We start from the raw sequence: 1,317 nt of genomic DNA, 5'->3' as shown, positions 1-1,317 counted from the left end.
GGGTAATTACCAGCCATTGAGGCATGGGTGAATATTAACATGAGAGGGATATCCTTATGTTGCCTGCTAATGTTGGCAGATCAGATTTTCCAACCCTGACAACGAACACAAATCAGAATACTCAAGCTGGCAGTTCAACTAATGGGACTGAGAGTTCACCCAAAAATTATTTCAGTAATCCTGATCCCAATGGCTTATCTGACCCAACGTCACTCACCGAGCGCACCTGCCGTTTATCAATTTCAGATCAGGCTACTAACGATTCTCTCCCAAGCCGTGAGCAACTTGGGGGCAAGGGGATGTTTTTGCAACGCATGGCGGCAATAAAGCTGCCAGTCCCGCCGTTCAAATGTGTTTCAGCCCGGGTAATGAATGCGCTTGAACAACACCCTCTGGATTCCCATCGTTTAGCCCGCTATCTACCCGGGATCGTCTTTGAACCGGAAGCAGGGTGGAGTCTGATAAAAATCAGGGAATACCTGAATACCTCGCCACCATCAGAGAAAAACAAAATGGATAAATGGCTGGAGGGTCTGACACAATTCATTGTCAGTAGTGACTTTTACGAACAGGTTAAAGATTCTGAGGCAGCCTGCCACATCAGGAATCTGCGCTGTCAGCTTGAAGAACAATCCACGTCACAGCCGGTGATTATCCGCAGTTCTGGCATCAATGAGGACAACTACGGCGATGCCCAGGCAGGTAAATACCTCTCGGAAGTTCAGGGAGAAGAGGATGTTCTGCGAACCTGTCTCAAGGTCATGGCCTCAGGTTACCGGCCTGAAGTTTGTCCCGGAGTGATACCACCCACCATGGCACTGATCATCCAGCATTGCATTGATTGCCGATATGGCGGGGTCGTCATGAGCTTTCAGTCCTTTCAGGATGATACCATCAGGGTTGAGTACACACCCGGTCAGCCCAGGGGTGTTGTGGCAGGACAGTCAGGTAACACGCCCCACCGCATCGATATTTCTGGCGAAGAAGGGGCTGAAAGCGTTCAATACTTTCCCGGGACGGTTTCAAGTCAATTCATCCTTCAAAAAAACACGGATAATAACGGCTATTCGGAGACAATCATTTATAAGTCAGATGCCCCACCAGACGACGGTGGGCAGCGACTCAGTGATGACACGGTTTCAGCACTCAGGGAGATGGTGACAAAGCTGGAAGACCTGTTGCTCTGCCCGGTGGATGTGGAGTTTGCCATTGATCATCAGGGTCACCTGTTCCTGTTGCAGGTGCGTCCGATAACCAGACTTTCTGGCGGCATGGATTTTGCCATGCCCGTACCCGAAGACAGTCTGGCCAATGGCG

The 1,317-nt window shown here is 50.2% G+C and carries 1 protein-coding gene; it reads left to right on the top strand.

Going from position 1 to position 1,317, the window contains the following annotated elements:
- Positions 1–56: 56 nt before the first annotated feature.
- Positions 57–1,317, top strand: a 1,261-nt coding sequence (locus tag KDK16_RS08955) for a PEP/pyruvate-binding domain-containing protein (protein WP_257275683.1), incomplete at its 3' end; no start/stop codon positions are given.

It is taken from the genome of Endozoicomonas sp. SESOKO4 (assembly GCF_024606275.1).
The sequence above is the reverse complement of the archived record's forward strand: the minus strand, read 5'-3'. Positions and strand labels throughout refer to the sequence as shown.